The 21,214-nt window shown below is 70.0% G+C and carries 17 protein-coding genes; 7 read left to right on the top strand and 10 right to left on the bottom strand.

All coding sequences use genetic code 11. From position 1 onward, the window contains the following. Nucleotides 1-26 precede the first annotated feature (26 nt). The 3 genes from OG303_RS11760 to OG303_RS11750 all read right to left on the bottom strand — a co-directional run bounded on the left by OG303_RS11760 (nucleotide 27) and on the right by OG303_RS11750 (nucleotide 2,708). Complete coding sequence (locus OG303_RS11760) at nucleotides 27-833, bottom strand: SAM-dependent methyltransferase (protein ID WP_405867593.1); 807 nt, start codon at nucleotides 831-833, stop codon at nucleotides 27-29. Nucleotides 834-909: 76 nt separating this feature from the next. After that, a complete protein-coding gene (locus tag OG303_RS11755) occupies nucleotides 910-1,773 on the bottom strand; it encodes a helix-turn-helix domain-containing protein (RefSeq protein WP_405867591.1) in 864 nt (287 codons plus the stop codon). A gap of 104 nt (nucleotides 1,774-1,877) precedes the next feature. After that, the gene (locus tag OG303_RS11750; RefSeq protein WP_405867589.1) at nucleotides 1,878-2,708 is read right to left on the bottom strand and encodes a helix-turn-helix domain-containing protein; all 831 of its coding nucleotides are present in this window, start codon (nucleotides 2,706-2,708) and stop codon (nucleotides 1,878-1,880) included. A 195-nt stretch (nucleotides 2,709-2,903) separates the two neighbouring features. On the opposite strand from OG303_RS11750, the gene OG303_RS11745 reads away from it, so the two are divergent. Next, nucleotides 2,904-3,209, top strand: a complete 306-nt coding sequence (locus tag OG303_RS11745; protein WP_405867587.1) for a 4a-hydroxytetrahydrobiopterin dehydratase — start codon at nucleotides 2,904-2,906, stop codon at nucleotides 3,207-3,209. Nucleotides 3,210-3,214: 5 nt separating this feature from the next. Beyond that, the gene (locus OG303_RS11740) at nucleotides 3,215-3,964 is read left to right on the top strand and encodes a class I SAM-dependent methyltransferase (protein WP_405867585.1); all 750 of its coding nucleotides are present in this window, start codon (nucleotides 3,215-3,217) and stop codon (nucleotides 3,962-3,964) included. Here OG303_RS11740 and OG303_RS11735 read toward each other — a convergent pair. Both OG303_RS11735 and OG303_RS11730 read right to left on the bottom strand, forming a co-directional pair. After that, on the bottom strand, nucleotides 3,942-4,409 hold the full coding sequence (locus tag OG303_RS11735; RefSeq protein ID WP_405867583.1) for a hypothetical protein: 468 nt from the start codon (nucleotides 4,407-4,409) through the stop codon (nucleotides 3,942-3,944). The genes OG303_RS11740 and OG303_RS11735 overlap by 23 nt on opposite strands. Next, the gene (locus OG303_RS11730) at nucleotides 4,406-4,921 is read right to left on the bottom strand and encodes a hypothetical protein (protein WP_405867581.1); all 516 of its coding nucleotides are present in this window, start codon (nucleotides 4,919-4,921) and stop codon (nucleotides 4,406-4,408) included. The genes OG303_RS11735 and OG303_RS11730 overlap by 4 nt, the downstream gene beginning before the upstream one ends. Before the next feature lie 40 nt (nucleotides 4,922-4,961). Between OG303_RS11730 and OG303_RS11725 the strand changes: the two genes are divergently transcribed. Next, nucleotides 4,962-5,933 carry a helix-turn-helix transcriptional regulator gene (locus OG303_RS11725; protein ID WP_405867579.1) on the top strand — a complete coding sequence of 324 codons (972 nt, stop codon included), beginning with the start codon at nucleotides 4,962-4,964 and terminating at the stop codon, nucleotides 5,931-5,933. A 39-nt stretch (nucleotides 5,934-5,972) separates the two neighbouring features. Beyond that, nucleotides 5,973-7,847 (top strand): rhamnogalacturonan lyase, encoded by a 1,875-nt coding sequence (locus OG303_RS11720; RefSeq protein ID WP_405867577.1) that lies wholly within the window; start codon nucleotides 5,973-5,975, stop codon nucleotides 7,845-7,847. 49 nt (nucleotides 7,848-7,896) lie between these two features. On the opposite strand, the gene OG303_RS11715 is transcribed toward OG303_RS11720, so the two are convergent. The 3 genes from OG303_RS11715 to OG303_RS11705 all read right to left on the bottom strand — a co-directional run bounded on the left by OG303_RS11715 (nucleotide 7,897) and on the right by OG303_RS11705 (nucleotide 14,148). Beyond that, complete coding sequence (locus tag OG303_RS11715) at nucleotides 7,897-8,172, bottom strand: hypothetical protein (RefSeq protein WP_405867575.1); 276 nt, start codon at nucleotides 8,170-8,172, stop codon at nucleotides 7,897-7,899. Nucleotides 8,173-8,284: 112 nt separating this feature from the next. Next, complete coding sequence (locus OG303_RS11710; RefSeq protein WP_405867573.1) at nucleotides 8,285-10,957, bottom strand: cellulose binding domain-containing protein; 2,673 nt, start codon at nucleotides 10,955-10,957, stop codon at nucleotides 8,285-8,287. A 272-nt stretch (nucleotides 10,958-11,229) separates the two neighbouring features. Then, a complete protein-coding gene (locus OG303_RS11705; protein WP_405867571.1) occupies nucleotides 11,230-14,148 on the bottom strand; it encodes a glycoside hydrolase family 48 protein in 2,919 nt (972 codons plus the stop codon). A gap of 271 nt (nucleotides 14,149-14,419) precedes the next feature. On the opposite strand from OG303_RS11705, the gene OG303_RS11700 reads away from it, so the two are divergent. Further along, nucleotides 14,420-15,901 carry a cellulase family glycosylhydrolase gene (locus OG303_RS11700; protein ID WP_405867569.1) on the top strand — a complete coding sequence of 494 codons (1,482 nt, stop codon included), beginning with the start codon at nucleotides 14,420-14,422 and terminating at the stop codon, nucleotides 15,899-15,901. A 55-nt stretch (nucleotides 15,902-15,956) separates the two neighbouring features. Then, nucleotides 15,957-17,675, top strand: a complete 1,719-nt coding sequence (locus OG303_RS11695) for a glycoside hydrolase family 6 protein (protein WP_405867567.1) — start codon at nucleotides 15,957-15,959, stop codon at nucleotides 17,673-17,675. Between the two features lie 143 nt (nucleotides 17,676-17,818). Here the strand turns inward: OG303_RS11695 and OG303_RS11690 are convergent, their stop codons facing one another. Further along, nucleotides 17,819-18,589 (bottom strand): phytanoyl-CoA dioxygenase family protein, encoded by a 771-nt coding sequence (locus OG303_RS11690; RefSeq protein ID WP_405867565.1) that lies wholly within the window; start codon nucleotides 18,587-18,589, stop codon nucleotides 17,819-17,821. A gap of 138 nt (nucleotides 18,590-18,727) precedes the next feature. On the opposite strand from OG303_RS11690, the gene OG303_RS11685 reads away from it, so the two are divergent. Continuing rightward, nucleotides 18,728-19,618 (top strand): class I SAM-dependent methyltransferase, encoded by an 891-nt coding sequence (locus OG303_RS11685; protein ID WP_405867563.1) that lies wholly within the window; start codon nucleotides 18,728-18,730, stop codon nucleotides 19,616-19,618. A gap of 12 nt (nucleotides 19,619-19,630) precedes the next feature. On the opposite strand, the gene OG303_RS11680 is transcribed toward OG303_RS11685, so the two are convergent. Continuing rightward, complete coding sequence (locus OG303_RS11680) at nucleotides 19,631-21,160, bottom strand: glycosyltransferase family 39 protein (protein WP_405867561.1); 1,530 nt, start codon at nucleotides 21,158-21,160, stop codon at nucleotides 19,631-19,633. Between the last annotated feature and the right edge of the window lie 54 nt (nucleotides 21,161-21,214).

The following is a 21,214-nucleotide window of genomic DNA, read 5'->3' as shown; positions in this document are numbered from 1 at the left end:
ACGGCGCCCGTACGGGTCAGGGAGCGTCAGTTCTTGCGGGCGACCCCCGCGTACACCGGGACGACGCCCTCCGCCTGGGCCTCCACGTCCACCGGCTCCGGACGCCAGCCGTACACCGGGATCACACCGGGGCCGAGCAGTTCCAGACCCTCGAAGAAGCGGGAGAACTCGGGAAGGGTGCGCGGGTAGAAGGGCGTGCCGCTCCTGCGGAACAGCTCCGTGGCCTTGGCCACGCCCTCCGGGGCGAGGTCCGGGCTGACCTGCGAGAGGATCAGGAAGCTCCCGGGTGCGAGCACCTCGACGTACCCCTTGACCAGGCCGAACACGTCGTCCTCCTCGTCGCCCAGGTAGTGGGTGAGCGCCACCAGGGACAGGGCGACGGGCTGCGCGAAGTCCAGGGACTCACCGGCCAGGCGCAGGATGGCCTCGGGGTCCCGGACGTCGGCGTGGATGTAGTCCGTGCTGCCCTCGGCGGAGCCGTGCAGCAGCGCCTCTGCGTGGCGGAGCACGATCGGGTCGTTGTCCGCGTACACGACCTTGGACTCCGGCGCGGACTGCTGCGCCACCTGGTGCAGGTTGGGCTCGGTGGGGATGCCGGTGCCGATGTCCAGGAACTGGCGTATCCCGGCCTCGGCGGCCGTGCGGACGGCCCGTTGCATGAACCGGCGGTTGGCGCGCGCCCCGCGTACCACCGTGCCGTCCGCGGCCAGGATCCTGCGGGCCAGCTCCTCGTCCACCGGGTAGTTGTCCTTGCCGCCCAGCCACCAGTCGTACACACGGGCAGGGTGCGGCCGGCTGGTGTCGATCTGCGGTGCGGCGTCGGATCCGGTCATGCGGTGTCTTCTCCTCGATGTCGATGTGGGAAAGGTGCTGTGCGTGACTGAGAAGTACTGACTGAGACGTGCCGACTCAGAAGTCCTCGCGGTACTCCCGCAGGATCTTCTTCGTGCGCTGGGCCGACGCGGCCCGCGCGGTCATGTGGTCGAGGACCTCCAGGTGCGCGGAGACCTCCTTGCGCGAGTCGAGGTACAGGGCCCCGGTCAGGTACTCGGTGAAGACCATGTCGGGCAGCTCGGGCTCGCCGAAGCGGAACAGCGTGAAGGGCGCGTACGTCCCCGGGTGCGGGCCGCTCTTGAACTCGGCGATCTGCAGCGTGACCCGGTCGCGCTCGGCGAACTCCAGCAGCTTGTCCAGCTGGTCGCGCATCACCTCGCCATGGATGCTCACCGGGCGCCGTAGGACCGTTTCATCCATGATCACCCACAGGTGGGGCGGATCCTCGCGCTCCAGGAGCTGCTGCCTGGCCATCCGCAGCGACACGTGCCGCTCGATGGTCTCCGGTCCGGTCTGCCCGATCGTTCCTGCATCCATCACGGCATGCGCGTACGCCTCGGTCTGCAGCAGCCCGGGCACGAAGTGCGGCTCGTAGGAGCGGATGATGTCGGCGGCGCCCTCGAGGCTCACGTACAGGCTGAACCAGTCCGGCAGCACGTCGTGGAACCGCTGCCACCAGCCCGGCTGGTTCGCCTCCTCGGCGAGGGCGATGAAGGCCGCCGCCTCGTCGTCCGGGACGCCGTACGTCTCCAGCAGCACCTGGACGTACGGGATCTTCAGGGCGACCTCGGCCATTTCCATCCGCCGCACGGTCGCGGGGGCCACCCGAAGGACGGCTGCCGCCTCCTCGCGTCTGAGCCGGGCCGCTTCCCGCAACTCCTGCAGGCGCTTTCCGAGCACCACCTGACCCACGGTGGGCGCGGGACGCCGCTCACTCACGTCACGCCTCCCCTACGCGCCGAAGTATGCGCGAAGCAGTGTGTCATGTTCCGCCGCCGGTCTCACGGGATCGGCGGTGCGGGCCTTGCCACGTGTGCCGTCCGTCAGGGCATCTGTGACTGAAGGTACTTCACCGTCGCCGGATCGGCCGGGAGGAACGTCTCGATGGCCAGCTCGGCGACGGTCACGTCCATGGGGGTGTTGAAGGTGGAGATGGACGAGACGAACGACAGCGTCCGCCCCTCGTGCTCGACCTGCATCGGCAGGGCGAAGTGGGGGACCCGTTCCGCCGGTTCGTGCTCGTGGCTCGGCTCCGGCACCGGGTAGGCGGCCACCTCCTCGTACAGGGCCCGCAGCGGTGCGGAGCGGTAGAGGGCGATCTGCCGTTCCATCTGCGCGAGCAGATGGCCGCGCCACTCGCGGAGGTTGCGGATGCGGGGCGCCAGGCCCTCGGGGTGCAGCGTCAACCGCATGGCGTTCAGCGGGGGTTGGAGCAGGGACTCCGGGACGCCCTCCAGGAGCATCATGATGCCCCGGTTGGCCGCGACGACGTCGTACGTCGCGTCCAACACCAGTGCGGGATAGGGCTCGTAGCCCTGGATGAGGCGTTCCACGCCCTGGCGGAGAGCGTCCAGCGCGGGCGAGTCGAGCGGGGTCTCCGGGTAGTGCGGGGCATAACCGGCCGCCAGCAGCAGGGAGTTGCGCTCGCGCACCGGGACGTCCAGATGCTCGGCCAGCCGCAGGATCATCTCCTCGCTCGGCCGGGAACGGCCCGTCTCGACGAAGCTGATGTGCCGGGCCGAGGAGTCGGCGCGCAGCGCCAGCTCCAGCTGGCTGACCCGCCGCCGCTCCCGCCAGGCCCGCAGCAGCGGGCCGACGCCCTTGGCGGAGGGTGTGGCGGCGGATGCGGGGTGTCCGGTCGCGGCAGTGGCCATGCGTACGACCGTAGCCGAGGAGCTCGACGCGTGGACCGGGCGTCGGAGGCGGCCTCGCGGACCACCGCTGCGGCGGACGGCCCCACGGCCGGATGTGTCCGCGGCCGACCATCGGGAACCCTTCTGACCAGGGCCTCGGCAGCACAGCTGTGGCACGCTGAAGGAGAACCCCGGCCCCTTTGGAAGGAGCGAGCCATGCCCGTGGAACCGCTGTCGCAGAAAGAGATCGAGGAACGGCTGGCCGAGCTGCCGGGCTGGTCGCTCGACGGGGACCGCATCACCCGTTCCTACCGGCTGGGCTCGCACTTCGCGGCGACGGCGATGGTCGTGCACATCGCCCAGGTCCAGGAGGAGCTCGACCACCACTCCGACCTCACCCTCGGCTACCACACCGTGTCACTGTCCGTGAACACGCACAGCGTGGGTGGCAAGGTCAGCGAGCTCGACTTCGCACTCGCGCGCCGGGTCGAGGATCTCGCACAGGGACACGGAGCACACTGACCCGCGTGCTCGACTACGACAAGGAAGCCGTCGCCTACGACGCCACGCGCGGCGGCGAGCCCAGGGCCGCGGCCGCCGCGGACGCCGTACTGGGCCTGATCCCGACCGACGCGGGCCGGCTCCTCGACGTGGCCTGCGGCACCGGGATCGTGACCATGCGGCTCGCGGCCGCGCGGCCCGCGACCCGGGTGACGGGCGCCGACCTGACGTACGGCATGGCCCGGATGGCCGCCGCCCGCCTGCCCGGCTCGGTGCTGCTGGCCGACAGCCGCCGGCTGCCCTTCCCGGACGGGACGTTCGACGCGGTCACCAGCGTGTGGCTGCTGCACCTGCTCGACGAGCCCGCGGACGTCCGGGCCGTGGTCGCCGAGTGCGCCCGCGTGCTGCGGCCCGGCGGCGTCTACGTCACCACCGTCGACAAGGCCTCCGCGCACGACGTCGGCAGCGACATCGACACCGTCCTCGCGCCGCGGCCGCGCCGGCCGGCCCCGGACGCCGGGCCGCTCGTGGAGTCGTACGCGGCCGCGCACCGGCTGCTCCCGGCCGGGCAGGCCTGCTTCCCGGGGCGCGGTCAGGGCCGCAGCCCCCGCCGGACCGTGGCCGACCTGCGCCGCGGCTGGTTCACCGTGCTGCCGCCCGGCGACCCGGTCACCGAGCGGTTCGCCGCGCAGGTGGAGGCGCTGCCCGACCAGGAACGGCCGCGCGCCGACCCGGAGTTCACGTTACGGGCCTTCAGGAAGCCGCCGGCCGGCTGAAGTCCATCGTCCAGTTGGTCAGCCAGGTCTGCCCGCCGTCCACGGAGAACGCCTGCTCCCAGCGTGCGGAGGCGGGGGACACGCCCGCCCACACGAACCGCACCCGCACGTCCTTCCCGTCGTGGGTGTCGTCGCCGTGGAACTCGCCGCGGTCGCCGTCGAAGCGCCCGATCACCGGCGGGAACAGCTTTCCGCTGCGGCTCGAGGACCAGGTCAGTGACCACTCCTTCCGCTCCACGTCGAAGAGCCGCAGCGTCAGCCCCTTCGAGCCCAGGCGCGGCATGTCGATCTCGTCGATGTTCGCGGCACCGTCGAACAGCGGCCGGCACCAGTGGGTGGCGGGGAACTCCTCCCAGTCGCTGTCCGGGTCGAGGAAGTCGGTGCGGCGGCGGTTGACGACCGCCCACTCGCCGTGGAAGAAGTCGAAGTCGTGCGGGCTGCTCATGAGCGGTCTCCAGTGGTTCCTGCGGGCAGGGAATCGGCCAAGTAGGCTTCCAGGTCCGGGACTTCGGGTGCGAGCATGTGCCGTACCCAGGCGTCCCGTTCGTGCAGGATCGGCGGCAGCTCGAAGACACAGCCGATCCAGGGCAGTTCGGGCGTGATGAAGTGGGTGGGGTCGTGGTCGGGGCAGCCGACGACAGGCTGGCCCGCCGCCGCGTTCGCGTAGTGCAGGACGTTGTCCCAGACCCAGCTGTAGGTGTTCAGGTAGGCGCCGTCGTCGCCTCCGCGGTGCAGCACGACGAAGGTCACCGGCGGTGTGCCGTCCGGCTCCGGCAGCAGCTCCGGCAGGATCGCGTACGCCGCCTTCTCGACGTCGGGCGCGATGCCGGCCGGGTCGGCCGTGACGTGGTAGCGCTTGATCCGCCGCCCGGCCACCTCGATCGGCGGCGGCACGGTCAGGAGTTTCTCCTTGAAGCGTTGTTTCCCCGTGACGGGCTGTTTCTCCGTGAAGGCCATGGACGGGACGCTAGGCCCGCTTCACTGACATCCTGTGTCAGTGAAGGCCGGCCGACTCGTCTCGATCCTGCTGCTGCTCCAGACCCGGGGCCGGATGACCGCTGCCCAGCTCGCCGAGGAGCTGGAGGTCTCGGTCCGCACGGTCTACCGGGACGTCGAGGCCCTGAGCTCGGCCGGCGTCCCGCTGTACGGCGACGCGGGCCACGCCGGTGGCTACCGCGTGCTCGACGGCTACCGCACCCGCCTGACCGGCCTCACCGCCGACGAGGCCGAGGCCCTCTTCCTGGCCGGCGCCCCCGGTCCGGCCGCCGAACTCGGCCTCGGTTCGGTCCTGGCCGCCGCCCAGCTCAAGGTCCGCGCCGCCCTGCCGCCGGAGCTGCGCCCGCATGCCGACCGGATCAGCGGCCGCTTCCACCTGGACGCGCCCGGCTGGTACGCGGACGCCGAGGAGGCGCCGTATCTGCCGGCGGTCGCCGACGCGGTGTGGAACAGCCGCGTGCTCCATGTCCTGTACCGCCGCTGGGCCGAACCCACCGACGTGGAGCGCCGCCTGGAGCCGTACGGACTGGTGCTGAAGGCGGGCCGCTGGTACGTCGTCGCGGGCCCGGGTCCCCGTACCTTCCGCGTCGACCAGATCCTCCAACTCGCCGCCACTGAGGAGGAGTTCAGCCGACCGGACGACTTCGACCTGGCCGCGTACTGGACGGCGTACCAGCGCGACTTCCACGACCGGCTGTACCGGGGCGAGGCGTTGGTCCGTCTTGGCCCGGGTGTGAAGCTGCCGAGGTCGGTCAACATCCGTACGGAAGACGGCGGTTGGACCCTCGCCAGGGTTTCCGTCGAGTCCGTCGAGCACGCCCACGGCGAGTTTCTGCGCCTCGGCGCGGACATCGAGGTGCTCCAGCCGCCCGAACTGCGCGAGGCCATCGCACGGACGGTGGCCGAGCTGGCCAAAAGATACGTCAAGGTGGCGGAAAGAGAGGGCAACGTGCCGGAGTGCGGCGGCGACTGACAGTGCGGAACCCGTCCGTCCTCTCTGGAGGTTCGTCACGTGCAGCACCCGCACAGGCACCGCAGACGCCGCGTACTCCTCTCGGCGGTCACCGCCACCGCGGCGCTGGTCGCCGCCGGACTCACCGCGTTCGACGCCGACACCGCCGAGGCCGCCACCGCCCGCCAGGTCGAGAAGCTGGACCGCGGAGTCGTCAGCGTCCACACCGACAGCGGCAACCTGGTCAGCTGGCGCTGGCTCGGCACCGACCCGAACGACGTCTCCTTCAACGTCTACCGGGCCGGTGCGTTGGTCAACGCGACCCCGATCACCGGCTCCACCAACTACTTCCACTCCGGCGCGCCCGCCCAGGCCGACTACACGGTCCGCGCGATCGTCGGCGGCGTGGAGCAGGCCGACTCCGTGCACGCGGTGCAACTCCGCACCGGCTACAAGGACGTGCCCATCACCCCGCCCGCCGGCGGCACGACCCCGGACTCAGTCGCGTACACCTATGAGGCCAACGACGCCTCCGTGGCCGACCTCGACGGCGACGGGGCGCTGGACTTCGTTCTCAAGTGGCAGCCGACGAACGCCAAGGACAACTCCCAGTCCGGCTACACCGGCAACACGATCCTCGACGGGATCAAGCTCGACGGCACCCGCCTGTGGCGCATCGACCTGGGCCGCAACATCCGCTCCGGCGCGCACTACACGCAGTTCCAGGCGTACGACTACGACGGCGACGGCAAGGCCGAGATCGCGATGAAGACCGCCGACGGCTCGGTCGACGGCACCGGCGCGGTGATCGGCAGCTCGTCCGCCGACCACCGCAACTCCAGCGGCTATGTGCTGTCCGGACCCGAGTACCTGACCATGTTCAACGGCCAGACCGGCAAGGCGATGCAGACCGTCGACTACGTCCCGGCCCGCGGCACGGTCTCGTCCTGGGGAGACTCCTACGGCAACCGCGTCGACCGCTTCCTCGCGGGGACGGCGTACCTGGACGGTTCCCGGCCGTCGCTCGTCATGGCGCGCGGCTACTACACGCGCACCGTGATCGCGGCCTGGGACTGGCGAGGCGGCTCCTTCACCCGCCGCTGGACCTTCGACACCAACTCCTCGACCAACTCCGGCAAGGGGTACGACGGTCAGGGCAACCACCAGCTGTCGGTGGCCGATGTCGACGGCGACGGCAAGGACGAGATCGTGTACGGCTCGATGGCCGTCGACGACAACGGCAACACGCTGTGGACCACCAAGAACGGCCACGGCGACGCCATGCACGTGGGCGATCTGGACCCGTCGCGTGCGGGCCTGGAGGAGTTCAAGGTCGACGAGGACTCCTCGAAGCCCTCGTCCTGGATGGCGGACGCGAAGACCGGCCAGGTCATCTGGTCCACGCCCGCCAACGGGGACAACGGCCGGGGCGTCGCCGGGGACATCTGGGCCGGCAGCGCGGGCGCCGAGTCGTGGTCGGCGGCCGAGAGTGGCGTCCGCAACCCGAAGGGGACGGTGGTGGCGAGCCGCAAGCCCTCCAGCACCAACTTCCTGTCGTGGTGGGACGGCGACACCGTCCGCGAGCTCCTCGACGGCACGCACATCGACAAGTACGGCACCTCGGCCGACACCCGTCTGCTGACCGGCTCCGGGGTCCACTCCAACAACAGCACCAAGGCGACGCCGTCCCTGTCCGGGGACATCCTCGGCGACTGGCGCGAGGAGGCCGTCTGGCCGACCAGCGGCAACACGGCACTGAGGATCTACTCCACGCCGTACGAGACCAGCACCAGGATCACGACGCTGCTGCACGACACGCAGTACCGCACGGCCCTGGCCTGGCAGAACACCGCCTACAACCAGCCGCCGCACCCCAGCTTCTTCATCGGCGACGGGATGGCGACGGCACCGCGGCCGACGGTCTACACCCCGTGACGCGGAGGCGGTCGCCCGCAGCCTGCGGGCGACCGCCTCACGGGGTCGGCTAGCCCAGGAGGCCACCCAACAGGCCCCCCAGGAGACCGGTCACGGTGCCCAGCAGGCCTCCGAGGAGGTCGCTCGAGCCGGCGTCCTCGTCCGAGGGCGTGAGGCACGCCTCGTGGCCCAGGAGGGACACGTGGGTCGTTCCGGCGCAGGTGGCGGTGGTGTCGGTCGTCGTAGCCGCAGAGGCGCTCGGCGCCATAAGGGTCAGAGCGAGTACGGGAGCGGCGAGGACCGCCGCGATGCGGGCGCGGGTCGGCTTGCGGGTGCGCTGCGACATCACTGTCCTTTCGACAGGTATGGAATCTTCCTTGATCAGGCTCACGCGCTACTTTGCACTCCGCAACTCGAACGTCACCCACAGTGACCGCACGCCCGCCGCGACGGCCCGGTCAGGCGACCGTGCAGCTCTGGTCGCCCAGCTCGAACGACGCCGGTTTCGTGTTCGACCCCGACCAGCTCCCCGTGAACCCGAAGCCCACGGACGAGCCCGCCGCCACACTGCCGTTCCAGCCCACGTTCTTCGCGGTCACCGCCGTGCCCGACTGGGTGTAGTCGGCGTTCCACAGCTGCGTGATCTTCTGCCCGTCCGCGAAGGACCAGTCGAGTGCCCAGCCGTTCCAGGCGGTTGAACCCGTGTTGCTCAGCTGGACGTCGGCCTGGAAACCGCCCGACCACTGGTTCGTGATCTTGTACGTCACCGTGCACGCGCCGGTGGGCGTCGGCGTCGGATCGGTGCCCCCACCGCCGTCGTCGCCCCCGCCTCCGCTCGGGTCGGAGGTGTCGCCGTAGATGACACCGCGCCCGTTCGTCGACACGTACACCCGCCCGTAGACCCGCGGGTCACCGGTGAGCGCCCCGCCCGTCCAACCCCACTGGTGGGCATCGTCGTTGACGCGGGTCCAGGTCGCGCCCTTGTCGGTGGAGCGGAAGATGCCGCGTACGCCGCCGATCTTCGCGCTGGTGTACAGCGTCTGGTACGACGCTCCCGTCGCCGCCTTGCCGAAGCCGATCGTGTCGGCCTGGTCGACGCCCGCCAGCTTGGTGAAGCTCGCCCCGCCGTCCGTCGAGTGCCACAGTCCGTACGCGCCGTCGGAAGCGCCACCCGCGAGCCAGACATCGCCCTTCGTGCCGGGCAGCGCCTTGAACCGCACGCTGTCGCCGCTCGGGAGCCCACTCGCGGTGGAGGCCGTGAAGGTCGCCCCGCCGTCCGAACTCACGTAGAACGTCCCGGACTTGAAGCCGTAGAAGGTCTTCGGGTCGACCCGGTCGGACTCGACGGTCGCACCGGCAGGTATGCCGCTGGACGCCGACCACGACGAACCGAAGCCGGTCGTGTGCTGCACCCCGGTGCCCGCCGGGCTCCACACGAAGCCGCTGCCGTCGGACGCGGCCGCGACCGTCCCGCCGCCGCTGACGCCCGAAGGGTCCGTACCGGCAAACCAGTTGGCGCCGTTGTCCGTCGAGAACGCGATGTGCGGACCGGAGTCCAGGTTGCCGCCGCGCACGACCGTGTTCGGGTTCGTCTCGGCGAAGTCGAGGCTGGTGGTCGAGGTGAAGTTCGGCGAGGTGTACATCATCGACGGGACCTTGGTCAGGTCCGTGTGGCGGAACCCGCCGATGTCACCGAGTGCGCTGAACAGTTGGGCGCCGCCCGACGGGGGAGCGGCGAGGTCGTTGACGGCCGTCTCCTCCAGCCCCTGCACCATGGGCTTCACGGTGAACTGGCCCCCGCTGTCCCACTTGGTGAGGTCGTCCGTGCCGTAGAGCGTCGCGCCCGTCCCGTACATCATCCGGTCCGAGTTGAACGGGTCGATCTCCAGCGACTCCGTCATCCAGCCCAGTTTCGGGGCCTGTTCGGGGGGTGAGGGGTTCGCGCCGAAGGTCAGCCAGGGGGACGAGGAGACGTCCATCGTGTAGCGGTTCGCGCGGTTGGGGTACGACGTGTAGTCCCACGCCTTCGTCCAGGTGCCGCCGCTGTCGGTGGAGCGGAAGATCTGCGTGTCCGGCCACCAGGAGCTGTAGGCGGTGGTCATGACCGTGCCGGGATGCTCGCGGTCGACGGTCAGGCCGCTGAAGCCGTAGTAGGTGTCGGCCTCCGCGACGGGGCTGATGTCGGTCCAGGCTCCGGTCGCGGTCGCGTACCGCCACAGCCGGCCCTTGCCGCCGTCGTAGGGGCCGCCCTTGTCGCTGTAGGCGAGGTACAGATAGCCGCTCTTCGCATCCAGCACACCCTTGTGCGCCAGGTAGCCCGTCGGCTGGCCGGCCAACCGGGTCCAGCTCGCGCCCGCGTCCGTCGAGCGGTACACCGAGTTGTCCTTGTCGGCGACCCCGACGTAGAGGGTCTTCGTCGCCGACCCGGACGTACCCGTCGACTCGTCGAAGGTGACCCAGACGATGCCCTGGTTGTCGGAGGCGTATCCGCTGGTGTCGCTCGGATCCTGCACGTAGTTGCCGACGTTGGGGAAGTTCGTCACCTGCGACCAGGTCGCGCCGGAGTCCGTCGACCGCCACAGGCCCTTGCCGCTCGGCGCGCCCAGGTACAGCACGTTGTCCTTGTTCGGGTCGATCGCCAGGCGCTCGCCCATGCCCCGGCCGGGCATGTTGCCGCCGAGCTTGAAGGGCAGGTCGGCCTTCTGCCAGCTGGCGCCCCGGTCGGACGACCGCAAGACGGCGCCGTTGCCCGGGTCCCAGCTGTTGGTGTACGTCCCGACGGCCGCGTACACCTTGTTCGGGTCCACGGAGTCGGAGGCCAGGCTGACCACGCCGGTGTGACCCCAGTCGTCCCAGCCGACCGAGTCCAGCAGCGGGGTCCAGGTCTTCGTCGACTCCTGCCAGCGGTAGGCGCCGCCGATGTCGGTGCGGGCGTAGGCCAGGTTCTTCTCGCTCCGGTTGAAGACGATGCCGGGGACGAAGCCGCCGCCGTCGATCCGGGCGTTCTTCCAGGTGTACGTGTCCGCGGCCAGGGTCGCTTTCGGGGTGCTCGCGGCGAGTGCGGGCGGGGTGCCCGCGAGCAGTCCGGCCGCCAGTGCCAGCACCGCCGTGAGGATGCGGGTTCTTCGCACGGGGGGTCCTTTCCGGAAGGGGGAGGTGGGGGGTAAGCGCTTTCCGCAAGGCGCGAGAGTTGCCGGGCGACCCCCAGTGCGGGAGGGGGTCGCCCGGCGGATCGGCCTCGCCGTCAGGTGACGAGACCACGCACACGGAGCGTTCGAGCGGTACCGCGGAAACGCCCGTGAAGTGAGGCGCCCTCGTGGTGAGGGGTGCGGGGAACTGCGCGACCAGCCACAACGGACGCGCACTCACGTCACGGCCCAACCCGCGGAGCGCTCGGCGGGGACTATTCGAGAAGCTCCGAGTACGAACCCATGGCCAGGGCGATGTCCGCCTGGGCCCAGAAGCGGTGGTACGTGAAGGAGGGCGCGGCCCCGCCCGCCAGATACGCCTCGATCTTCGACCAGGCCGGGTCGTTCTTGTAGAAGGACCTGAGCGAGGCGAAGGTGGACGAGGAGTTCACGACGTCGCCGTTCGGCATCCTGCCGCTCCAGCCGCTCGGGACGTAGACCGTGTCGTCGAAGCGGTTGTAGTCGGCGCGGGTCTCCGGGACGGCGATGCCCAGGCCGTCCTGGTAGTTGTCCCACATGCCGTCGAGCAGTGCCTTCGCCGTCGTCTTCGCCTCCGTGTCACCGGACTTGGCGGCGTAGTACGTCAGGGTCTTGGCGTACGCGGCCGCCACGCCGACGTCATTGGTGTAGTCGGCGACGGTGACGTGAAGTCCGCTGTTGGAGCCGGGACTTGACGCGTTCCAGGTGTCGGGCCGGCCGGACCACTGGAGCGTGGACGGGATCTGGTACGTCCCGTCCGGGTTGATCGTGGTCTTGGACAGCGCCCAGTCGACCCACTTGTCGAGGACCGCCTTGGCATTGGCGTTCCCCGTCTGCTGGTAGTACTCGGCGACCCGCTCCATCGACCACGCCTGGAAGCCGAACCACTGGTTGGACGGCGGGTCGTGATAGACGGGCTGCTGGTCGTAGTACATGCCGTAGAAGGTCGACGTACCGGACGGCGGGGTCGCGTAACGGCCGGCCCAGCTGTTCGTCGCACCGCCCGCGATGGCGCCCTCATCGGACTGCAGCCAGCGGTAGAACTCCAGCTGCCGGGTGAGCGAGGTGCCCCAATCCGCCGCCCCTGTCGAGGACTTGGGCTTCAGATCGGCGTACGAGCTGAGCGCGTAGGCCGCCAGGGGGTTCTGGTATCCGCCGTGGACGTGGCTGGAGCCGATGCGCCAGGCCCAGCCGGCGCTGGTGTCCGTGGCGCCGCCCCAGGCGTAGTACCAGGACAGCAGGTAGTCCGAGGCGTCCTTGCCGGTCCCGGCCGCACAGGTGGAAGGGCCGACGCAGTTGCCGATTTTCTTGAAGTACTTGTCGTACATGGCGTAGCGCAGGTAGTCGCCCATCTTCGCGGCCTTGCCGACGGTCGCGGAGACGTCACTGCCCTTGCCCTGCCCCTTGGCCCACACGTCGGCCCAGTACGCGGCCTGCACCGCACGCGCGTCGGCGTCCGGGGCGTCCGTGTACTTCCACTGCCTGGCGTACGACGAGTCGCCGGTGAACAGGTCCAAGTACCCGTTCGTACCGCCGTACTTGAAGGCGTCGCAGGTCGGCTGCGGCACCGTCTCCCACACCGACTCCTGCGCTCCGCGCTGGAAGGTGTTGATGTACGACGGTCCGGTCTCGGCCGGTCCGCCCTCGCAGGTGCCGCCGGGGGTGTCGCCGTAGCCGTAGACGTTGTCGACGTCCTGGAGCCAGTGCATGCCGTAGACGTCGTCCGTGCCGTACGCGGACTTCAGTTCACCGGCGATGGGGTCCGAGCCGACCGGCACCGACGGGTCGAGCTTCGCCGGATACTCGTTCGGGGTGTCCAGCTCGGGCGCGTAGGTCGCCGGCTTCGAGGCGTTGTAGAAGGAGTTGGTGGGCTGGTCGGCGTGGGTCGGGATCATGTACTTCTCCATGAGATCCCAGGCGCCGTTGAACTTGGTCCAGTCACCCGTGACCTTGCCGTACATCGCCTGCAGCCAGAGAAGGTAGCTGTAGGCCTCCGACGTGGTCTCGTGGCCCTGGTCCGGGGCCTCGACGATCAGCGTCTCGACCGAGTGGTAGGGGATGCCCTCGGGTGAGAAGTAGCCGTTCGCCGGGTTGGTGATCTTGCCGTAGAGGTCCAGGAAACGGGCGTCGTAGGCCTTGGTGGCCGTCAGTTCCGTCACCGTGACCGTGGCCTTGGCGTGGCCCGTCGCCGTCGACTCGAAGGACGCCGAACCGGTGCCGGAGGCATCGGCGGTGACGGTCACCTTCTGCGCGGTGCTCCAGTTGGAGGGCGTGAAGGTGAGCGTCGCGCCGCCGGTGACCGTGAGGCCCGAGGCGCCGCTCGCGCGGGCCGTCGTGACGGTCACGTTGGCGCTCGGCTGCGTCGACAGCTTCACGTCGTACGTGCCCGTCTTGCCCTGCTGGACGCCCAGTTGGGTCGGTGAGGCGACCACGGCGGGACCCGAGGCGACCGTGATGCCGACGGGTGTCGACTCCGCGGACGCGCCCAGGCTGTCGTACGCCTTCGCCACCAGCGAATGACTGCCCACGGTCAAACCAGAGGCCGAGAGCGTGTAGGGCGAGCTGGTGTCCGTGCCCAGCAGGGTCGTGTCGTCGTAGAACTCGATCTTGCTGATCGTGGCGTCGTCGGCCGCGGCGGCGGTGGCCGCGAGCGGGACCGCGTCCCCCTGCGTGTAGACCGCGCCCGCGGTGGGGCTGGTCAGCACGGTGACCGGCGGCTGGTGTGCGCCGGCGCAGGTGGTGCCGTTGATCGCGAAGCTCGTGGGGGAGGTGTTGGTGCCGCTGTAGGTGAACTGCGCGCCGGTGGAGACGGCGGCGCCCGCGGCGATCTTCGCGTTGTACCCGGCGTCCTTCACGCTGATCGTCTGGCCGGACTGGGACCAGGTACCGCTCCAGCCGTTCGTGAGCTTCTGGTTGCCGCTGTAGGCGTACGTCAGGGTCCAGCCGTCGACGGCGTCCGTACCGCGGTTGGTGATGGTGAGGTCCGCGGTGAAGCCGGAGCCCCAGTCGTTCGTCTTGTAGTCGACGCTGCACTGAAGTGCCGCTGCCTGGGCGGGAGTCGTACCCGTACCCAGCATGGTGAACGGAAGGGCGAGGGCCGCCACGACAGCAGTCCATAACCGCCGCGTTCCGCGGCGTCTCCTTCTGGGGTGCATGTGCTGGTTCCTCCTTGCGGCTCGGGAAGACGTGGGGGAGGGGAGGAGCAACAAGCCTTGAACCAGTGGGAGCGCTCCCATAGTGGGGATGGGGGTGCAAGGGGTCAAGGTGCTTGAAGAGTCGAAAAGATTCGATGCGTTCGGTTGAGGGAAAGTCAGCAACCCCTCTGTCCTTTACCGTCACTTGGCGCTAGCTTCAATGGCACCAGTGGGAGCGATTCCATCAGTCGACGCGTCCGTCACGACGCGCCTGATCTGCAAGGAGTCGCTCATGCGACACCCCCCGCGTTCAGTACTTTTAGTCGTTGCCGGCGCGGTCGCCCTTGTCGGGGGCATGACCATGCCGGTCGTCACGGCACAGGGAGCCACGCCCGCCTGCTCGGTGGAGTACTCCGTCACCAGCCAGTGGGACACCGGCTTCCAGGGCGCCGTGAAGATCACCAACAACACGTCAGCCATGAGCAGTTGGAGCGTCAGCTTCGACTTCGCGGGCGGCCAGAAGGTCAGCCAGGGCTGGAACGCCAAGTGGTCCCAGTCCGGTACGACCGTGACCGCCGCCAACGAGGGCTACAACGGCTCGCTGGCCACCGGCGCGAGCATCAGTGCCGGATTCCTCGCCTCCTGGTCGGGGAGCAACGCCGTACCGACGTCGTTCGAACTCAACGGGACGACGTGCAACGTCGATACGGAGCCGACGCCGTCGCCGACGCCGGTCGATCCACCGGACTCGGGCGACGCAACGACACCCGCCCTGCACGTCTCGGGCAACAAACTCGTGGACGCCGACGGCAGCACCCGCAGGCTGCTCGGAGTCAACCGCTCCGGCGGCGAGTTCATGTGCGTGCAGGGCTACGGCATCTTCGACGGGCCGGTCGACGACGCCGCGATCCAGGCGATCGCCGACTGGAAGGTGAACGCCGTCCGCATCCCCCTCAACGAGGAGTGCTGGCTGGGCCTTTCCAACATCAAGCCCGAGTACGGCGGCGCCACCTACATGGCCGCGGTCAAGGACCTGGTGGCCAGGGTGGAGGCGCACGGCATGACGCCGATCGTCGAACTGCACTGGACCTACGGCCAGTACACCGGCAACTCGGCGGGCTGCTCCGACGTGCACGCCACCTGCCAGAAGCCGATGCCCGACATGCAGTACACCCCGTCGTTCTGGTCGTCGGTGGCCGGCACCTTCAAGGACGACCCGGCCGTCGCCTTCGACCTGTTCAACGAGCCCTACCCGGACCGCGCCACCTCCACGACCACCCAGGCGTGGCAGTGCTGGCGGGACGGCGGCACCTGCCCCGGCATCGGATACGAGGTCGCCGGCATGCAGGACCTCGTCGACTCCGTACGCGCAACGGGCGCGAAGAACATCATCCTGGCCGGCGGGCTCGCCTACTCGAACGACCTGAGCCAGTGGCTGAGTTACCGGCCCACCGACCCGGCGGGCAATCTCGTCGCCGCCTATCACGTCTACAACTTCAACACCTGCGCGAACGAGAGCTGCTGGAACTCCACCCTCGCGCCGGTTGCGGCCCAAGTGCCGCTGGTGGCCGGGGAGATCGGCGAGAACACCTGCTCGCACTCCTTCGTCGACCAGGTCATGAAGTGGTTCGACGACCGGGGCCTGTCGTACCTCGGCTGGACCTGGAACACCTGGGACTGCTCCTCCGGTCCCTCGCTCATCTCGAACTACGACGGGACTCCCACGTCGTACGGCATCGGGTTGCGTGACCATCTGCGCGCCCTGAACGGATGACTTCCGACACCTCCGCAACGGTCAACTTCCGCAACGGACAAGGAAACCCGCACTCATGAGTCGTACCAGAACAGCGATACTCGCCGCCCTGGCGCTGGTCGCCGGGACCGCCGGGACCGCGACAGCCGTCGTCCCGGGGGACGTCGGTGCCGCCGCCGTCCCCTGCACGGTGGACTACCAGGTGCAGAACCAGTGGGACACCGGCTTCACCGCCGCCGTGACGGTCACCAACAACGCCTCGGCCAAGAGCAGTTGGGCGGTGAAGTGGTCGTACGCCGGAAACCAGAAGGTCACCAGCGGCTGGAACGCGAAGATCACCCAGAGCGGTGCCGATGTCACCGCGGCCAACGAGACCTACAACGCGGCCCTGTCGGCGGGCGGTTCGGTCAGCTTCGGCTTCCAGGGCAGCTACAGCGGCACCAACGCGCTCCCGACCTCCTTCACGCTCGACGGCGTGACCTGCAACGTCGACTCCGGCGACCCGACGGATCCGACCGATCCCACCGACCCGACCGGTCCGGACGCCAAGGTCGACAACCCGTACAGCGGCGCCAAGGTGTACGTGAACCCCGAGTGGTCCGCGAAGGCCGCCGCCGAACCGGGCGGCAGCCGCGTCTCCAGCCAGCCCACCGGTGTCTGGCTCGACCGCATCGCCGCCATCGACGGAGTCAACGGCGGCATGGGCCTGCGCGACCACCTCGACGCGGCCCTGGAACAGAAGGGCAGTGGCGAGGAAGTCGTCCAGCTGGTCGTCTACGACCTGCCCGGACGTGACTGCGCGGCCCTGGCCTCCAACGGCGAGCTCGGCCCGACGGAGATCGACAAGTACAAGACGCAGTTCATCGACCCGATCGCGGCGATCCTCGCGGACAGCAAGTACAGCTCGCTGCGGATCGTCACCACCATCGAGATCGACTCGCTGCCCAACCTGGTCACCAACACCGGAAGCCGCGCCACCGCCACGGCCGCGTGCGACACCATGCTCGCCAACGGCAACTACGTGAAGGGCGTCGGCTACGCGCTGGCCAAGCTCGGCGCGATCCCCAACGTCTACAACTACATCGACGCCGGCCACCACGGCTGGCTCGGCTGGGACGACAACTTCGCTCCCTCCGCCACCCTGTTCAAGCAGGCGGCGACCAGCGAGGGCGCGACCGTCGACGACGTACAGGGCTTCATCACCAACACGGCCAACTACAGCGCCCTGAAGGAGAACAACTTCACCATCAACGACTCGGTGAACGGTGTGTCCGTGCGCCAGTCCAAGTGGGTCGACTGGAACCGGTACGTCGACGAGCAGTCGTACGCGCAGGCCTTCCGCAGCCAGTTGGTCTCCGTCGGCTTCAACTCGAACATCGGCATGCTGATCGACACCTCCAGGAACGGCTGGGGCGGCACCGCACGGCCCACCGGTCCGGGCGCCACGACCAGCGTGGACACCTATGTCGACGGTGGCCGCTACGACCGCCGCATCCACGTCGGCAACTGGTGCAACCAGTCCGGCGCCGGCCTCGGCGAGCGCCCGCAGGCCAGCCCGGCGACCGGGATCGACGCGTACGTGTGGATGAAGCCGCCGGGTGAGTCCGACGGATCCAGCAGCGCCATCCCGAACGACGAGGGCAAGGGCTTCGACCGGATGTGCGACCCGACGTACACGGGCAACGCCCGCAACGGCAACAACCTGTCGGGGGCTCTGCCGAACGCTCCGCTGTCCGGACACTGGTTCTCGGCGCAGTTCCAGCAGTTGATGACGAATGCGTATCCGCCGCTGTAGGGGGCGTGCTGTGTGACATAGCACCGGGTGCCATGTCACACATCGGGGTGTGGCATGTGACATAGCACCGTGTGGTGCGTGACATGGCACTGCGGGTGATGTGTGACATGGCATCGCCGGCCCGCCGACGTGATCCGCCGAGGTCAGCCCTCCCGGGCCAGGCCCCGGCGGATCGCGAACTCCACCGCCGAGTAGTCGCCGTCGGGGCGGTCAAGCTCCAGCGGTGCGTCCAGGTGCAGCGGCGGCTGCGCCATGAAGCGGGGGCGGACCCCGTGGTGCGGCTGGGCTGCGTGGACCAGGAACGGATGGCAGAGATAGACGTCGCCGGGGCGGCCGGTGGCGTACGCGAGCGGTCGGTCGGCCGAGGCCGCCGCGACCTTCGGGCCGAGCTCCAGGAAGGAAGCTCCTTCCTCGCCGTACGGCTCCAGCACCGAGGGCACGTCGAGGTGGGAGCCGACCCGGATGCGGGTCGGCGCGTCGGCCTCGGTGACCTCGCTGAACAGGAACAGCATCAGCAGGGCACGTTCCCTGGAGTGCAGGTTGGTGTGCCACAGCGTGGCGCCCTCGGGGAGGTAGCTGCCTTCGATGTGCCAGCCCGCGTCGTCCGGTTCCTCCTCGTGCGGAAACCGGAGCGGGAAGCTGCCGAGGGAGTAGCGCGGCGCCCAGCGGCGCTCGCCCACCAACAGGTCGAACGCCCCATGCAGGACAGGGGAGTTGGCGGCGGCCGCGAACGGGCCCTGCGCCATCCCGGCCACCCATACCACCGGGTCCTTCCAGGTGGCGGGGTCGTCGGGGTCGTACCCCGTCTCCTGCCAGAGCAGCCGGGCGCAGCTCTCCGCGACGCGCGGCGGGAACGCCCCCTCGATCCTCACGAACCCGTCCTCGAGGAAGTTCTCCACCAGCTCGTCATCCATCGGGCCATCGTCGGTGACCCGTCCGGCCGCTTGCACCTCATTTTCTGCCGCCACTTTTTGCCGTGACGGCAACACCGATTGCCGTCGCGCGGTGCGTCGGAGCACTCTGGTCCGCACCCGGACGAGAGGCTGACCACCATGGCGCACGGACACCACGACGGACATCGCGGGCACGACCACGACCACACCGACATCGACTGGGCCGAGATGGCCCCGCTCCTGGAATCGCAGGCGGAGCTGTTCACGTCCCTGTACGAGCGGGCCATGACCTGGCTGACCGACAAGCAGACCGAGCCGGGGCTGATCGTCGACGCGGGCAGCGGGCCCGGCGTCCTCGCCTGTCTGCTCGCCGAGGCGTTCCCGGGGGCGCGGGTCGTCGCGGTCGACGGATCCGAGCCGCTCCTGGAGCGGGCCCGTGCGCGGGCGGACCGGCTCGGCGTCGGGGACCGCTTCGGCACTCTCGCCGGTGAACTGCCGGGCGTACTCGACCAGTTGGAGTACCCCGCCGATCTGCTGTGGGCCAGCCGCAGTCTGCACCACCTCGGCGACCAGCGGGCCGGTCTCGCCGCCTTCGCCGCGCGGCTCGCGCCCGGCGGCACCCTGGCGATCATGGAGGGCGGCCTGCCGGCGCGCTTCCTGCCGCGCGACATCGGGATCGGCCGCCCCGGCCTGCAGGCCCGCCTCGACGCGTTGGAGGAGGAGTGGTTCACCGAGATGCGGGCCAACCTGCCCGGCGCGGTCGCCGAGGCCGAGGACTGGCCGGCGCTGATGACCGCCGTGGGTCTGCGGCCCACCGGCACCCGCACCTTCATGCTCGACCTGCCCGCACCGGCCAAGGACCGTGCGCGCGCCTATGTCGCCGCGTCCCTCTCGCGTCTGAGCGACGGCCTCGGCGACCACCTCGACGCCACCGACCGCGCCACCCTCGACCGGCTCCTCGACCCCGACGACAAGGCGAGCGTCCACCACCGCCCGGACGTGTTCGTGCTGGCGGCGCACACGGTGCACACTGCCGTCCACGCCATGTGAGGGCAGCCCACGTCAGCACCGCCCCGGGCGTGCGTACACCGAGACCCGCGCCCCCTGCACCCGCCGCGTGTGGCACGCCACGAAGTACCTCGCCAACACCCGTCGCTTCACGTCCTCCTGGGCGGTCCGGTCCACGGGCTGCCCGGCGGGGTCGCGCAGGGCGACGATGCGCGGCGAGGCGAGCATGCGGGCGCGGATCACGGACGGGGACACCTCCGTGCCGTAGAGCGTGTGCGAGGCGGACGGGGTGCGGTCCAGGGCCAGGTCGCGCAGTCCGTGGAAGGGCGCCGGGTCGGGCAGCGACCACACCCGGCGCCGTGACGGCATGAAGAGGACCCCGTCCGCGCCAGAGCCCGCCGAGCGGACGGCGTCGGCGACTGCGGCGACGTCGTCGGTACGGCTGTGCGGTGTGCGCAGGTCCAGTGTCATCGGCAGGAGGGAGAGCACCGCCACCCCGGCGGCCAGTACGGCGACCGTACGGATCCGCCCGCCCGCGCGCAGCAGCCGGTCGAGCGCTGCGCCGACCAGCAGGGCCGTCCCGGCGTGGGCGTAGAGGACGTAACGGTCCACGTACAGCGGCTTGACGAGGGAGAGCAGCAGGAGCAGGAGCGGGGGAAGGACGAGGAGCGGGAGGGCCAGTGCGGTGAGCCGGGTGCGCCCGAGGAGGGCCGCACACGCCACCCCGAGCACCGTCACCCCGGCGAACCCGACGAGTGCCCCGGCCCCGACCCCGCCGATCCACGCCACCTGGTCGCTCTGGCGCATGCTCAGTACGACCAGCGGGGCGAGGCACACACAGACAGCGGCCATCGCGCGCACTCCCGCGCGGCGTGCCGATGCCGGCAACGCCACGAGGTGGGCGGCCAGGGCGAGGACCGCGAACTCGTGGAGCAGGCACGCGCCCGACGCGACGGCGCCGTAGGCGAGCCAGGCCCGGCCGGTACGGGTGTGGATCGCACGGACGAGCAGGTACGACGCCCAGACGACCAGGGCGCACACGAGCGCGTACGAGCGTCCTTCCTGCGCATAGCGCTGCACGGGCGGCAGGAGCGCGAAGACGACTCCGGACAGCAGCCCGGCCCGCGGTCCCGCGAGGCGGTGGCCCAGCAGCGCCAGCGTCCCGGTCGCCGCCACGGTCGCCAGCAGGGAGGGCAGACGGAGCACGAGCAGCGGGTCCGCCCCGCCGGACACTGCCGAGGCTCTGAACAGGCCGTGCAGCAGCAGGTAGTAGAGGCCGTGTACGGCGTCCGCGTGGCTCAGGGTCGCCCAGAGGTCGGGCAGTGTCCGCTGTGCTATGTCACATGTCACTGCCTCGTCCCGCCACATGCTGCCGCCGCGCCGGATGCCCCACAGTCCGAGAACGAGGGCAAGCGCGACGGGAACGAGGACGACGGCTGCGGGGGTGCGTCCGGAACGGGCCGCGGTGGGGACTTCGGGGGTGCGTGGCGGCCGCGTGGACTGCAGGAGAGGGCCCGGCGAGTGTGTGGTGGCGATGGTCGGCTCCGGTGCGTCGTGGTGGGCGCGGGGGCGTGCGTGCACCACGAGTCCAGAGGCCAACGCATTGTTGGGCAGCGCCGATTCGGCGTCCGAACAATC

The organism is Streptomyces sp. NBC_00005 (genome assembly GCF_045160215.1).
GTDB lineage: Bacteria > Actinomycetota > Actinomycetes > Streptomycetales > Streptomycetaceae > Streptomyces.
This window is presented reverse-complemented; position numbering and strand designations above follow the sequence as displayed.

Excerpts from the sequence above, each read along its gene's own strand:
- OG303_RS11715 (WP_405867575.1), bottom strand. The coding sequence starts at position 8,172 with ATGTCGCAGCGCACCCGCAAGCCGACCCGCGCCCGCATCGCGGCGGTC.
- OG303_RS11745 (WP_405867587.1), top strand. The coding sequence starts at position 2,904 with ATGCCCGTGGAACCGCTGTCGCAGAAAGAGATCGAGGAACGGCTGGCC.
- OG303_RS11700 (WP_405867569.1), top strand. The coding sequence starts at position 14,420 with ATGCGACACCCCCCGCGTTCAGTACTTTTAGTCGTTGCCGGCGCGGTC.
- OG303_RS11685 (WP_405867563.1), top strand. The coding sequence starts at position 18,728 with ATGGCGCACGGACACCACGACGGACATCGCGGGCACGACCACGACCAC.
- OG303_RS11695 (WP_405867567.1), top strand. The coding sequence starts at position 15,957 with ATGAGTCGTACCAGAACAGCGATACTCGCCGCCCTGGCGCTGGTCGCC.
- OG303_RS11735 (WP_405867583.1), bottom strand. The coding sequence starts at position 4,409 with ATGAGCAGCCCGCACGACTTCGACTTCTTCCACGGCGAGTGGGCGGTC.
- OG303_RS11705 (WP_405867571.1), bottom strand. The coding sequence starts at position 14,148 with ATGCACCCCAGAAGGAGACGCCGCGGAACGCGGCGGTTATGGACTGCT.
- OG303_RS11730 (WP_405867581.1), bottom strand. The coding sequence starts at position 4,921 with ATGGCCTTCACGGAGAAACAGCCCGTCACGGGGAAACAACGCTTCAAG.
- OG303_RS11750 (WP_405867589.1), bottom strand. The coding sequence starts at position 2,708 with ATGGCCACTGCCGCGACCGGACACCCCGCATCCGCCGCCACACCCTCC.
- OG303_RS11690 (WP_405867565.1), bottom strand. The coding sequence starts at position 18,589 with ATGGATGACGAGCTGGTGGAGAACTTCCTCGAGGACGGGTTCGTGAGG.
- OG303_RS11760 (WP_405867593.1), bottom strand. The coding sequence starts at position 833 with ATGACCGGATCCGACGCCGCACCGCAGATCGACACCAGCCGGCCGCAC.